The sequence below is a fragment of the Acinetobacter stercoris genome, assembly GCF_900323515.1.
GTDB lineage: Bacteria > Pseudomonadota > Gammaproteobacteria > Pseudomonadales > Moraxellaceae > Acinetobacter > Acinetobacter stercoris.
The window spans coordinates 1-1,676 of sequence record NZ_OOGT01000367.1; the positions used below are offsets into that span (position 1 = coordinate 1).

Consider the following 1,676-nt stretch of genomic DNA (forward strand, 5'->3'; position numbering starts at 1 on the left):
AATATATAATCTTCCTATTCTAGATTTGTATTTTTAATACTAATCTTGGAAATGCAGCAATGTATGTATATAAACTTTACGTAAAAGATAACTTATTGCTATAGGTAAAAGCATTAATAACAAAAATACAATTAAGCTAGCGTGTGTTGCATAACCAATTGCAAGAGAAATACATGCTCCAATTACTGTACCTAAAACCACAATAAAAATATGAGACTGTCGGTTTAGTTCTTGTTCGAGTTGATGAAAGGGTATTTTACTTTGATCAAAAGTGTGACTTATTTTATGTAGAGAATAGGGTAGTTCTTCCTGATTGGGCTGAATTATTTTTTCCATAAATGTGCTCTGGTTGCGATCTCAAATGATACTTAAAACTCTTTTCGGTTCAAAATAACAACATGGAGTGATAATTTTGAGGAGGGAAAATCTATTGTTGTATAATTTTTTATTATTATTTATTTCTAAAGTAATGATTAAGTAAAAAACCACACTCAACGGAGTATGGTTTTTACATTTAGTTTACATAAAATATTTTTACAAGCGTTTGCGTTTTGCTGCTGTAATTTGTGACTGACGCATACGGAAACCTTCTTTTTGTTTCTCTGTGGTTTTGTCAATGCAATATTTACAAGAAACACCATGTTCGTAACTTGGGAGGGTAACTTCTTCTGGTGTGAGTGGCCATCCACAAGCATGACATTTTACATTGACACCTTCTTCTACACCATGAGTCACGGCTGTACGTCCATCAAATACGAAGCATTCACCTTCCCACATGCTGTCTGAAGCCGGAGTCTCTTCAAGGTATCTTAAAATTCCACCTTTAAGGTGGTAGACCTCTGAGAAACCTTCTTGCAAAAGCAAAGAGGTTGATTTTTCACAGCGAATCCCACCTGTACAAAACATCGCAATCTTTTTATCTTTGTGCTGTTCGAGATTTTGTTTTACATATTCTGGAAATTCACGGAATGTTTCTGTTTTTGGATCAATTGCACCTTTAAAAGTACCCGCTTTATATTCATAGTCATTACGGGTATCAATTAAAATCACATCATCACGAGTGATCAACTCATTCCATTCCTTTGGATCCAGATAATGGCCCACCAAATCACGTGGTTTCACCTCGACACCTAAAGTCACGATTTCCTTTTTAAGCTTGATTTTCATTTTTCTAAAAGGTTTGTCATGGCTTTCGGATTCTTTGTATTCCATCGCTGTAAAACCTTCATCAAGTAGGAATTGATGAATTACATCAATCGCTTGACGGTCTCCTGCTACAGTACCATTGATTCCTTCACCAGCAACAATTAGAGTTCCACATAGGTTAATTGTTTTTACCAAGTCCAAAAGGCGTTGTTGAAGATCAGTAGGATCTTGAACTTCTTTAAATTGATAAAGTGCGGCAACAACCCAATTGCTCGCTTGCTGTTCTACAGGTGCAAGCTGTTCTACAGTAGCGTTCATGGAATACTCCAAATGTATTAAGATAGGAAAAAATTCAGGCGCATATTTTAATGCAAATCATGTGAATTTGCGAGAAAGCGGAAGCAAAGAATGCCATAATATGTAATATATTGAAAATAATAGTCAAAAAAGTTAATCATTATATTGATAACATCAGCTTTGATTTTGATGGGTACATGTTGGATATTTATACTAAATATTGTGGTTTTATT

The 1,676-nt window shown here is 34.6% G+C and carries 2 protein-coding genes; both read right to left on the reverse strand.

Annotated features, from left to right (window positions below; genetic code table 11):
* Positions 1–39: 39 nt before the first annotated feature.
* Positions 40–336: a hypothetical protein gene (locus tag KPC_RS19550; protein WP_121975969.1), complete on the reverse strand. Its 297-nt coding sequence runs from the start codon at positions 334–336 to the stop codon at positions 40–42.
* A gap of 198 nt (positions 337–534) precedes the next feature.
* Positions 535–1,464: an oxygen-dependent tRNA uridine(34) hydroxylase TrhO gene (gene trhO / locus KPC_RS19555; RefSeq protein ID WP_121975970.1), complete on the reverse strand. Its 930-nt coding sequence runs from the start codon at positions 1,462–1,464 to the stop codon at positions 535–537.
* Positions 1,465–1,676 lie beyond the last annotated feature (212 nt).

Coding starts and splice junctions, on each gene's coding strand:
- trhO (WP_121975970.1), bottom strand. CDS start 1,464: ATGAACGCTACTGTAGAACAGCTTGCACCTGTAGAACAGCAAGCGAGC.
- KPC_RS19550 (WP_121975969.1), bottom strand. CDS start 336: ATGGAAAAAATAATTCAGCCCAATCAGGAAGAACTACCCTATTCTCTA.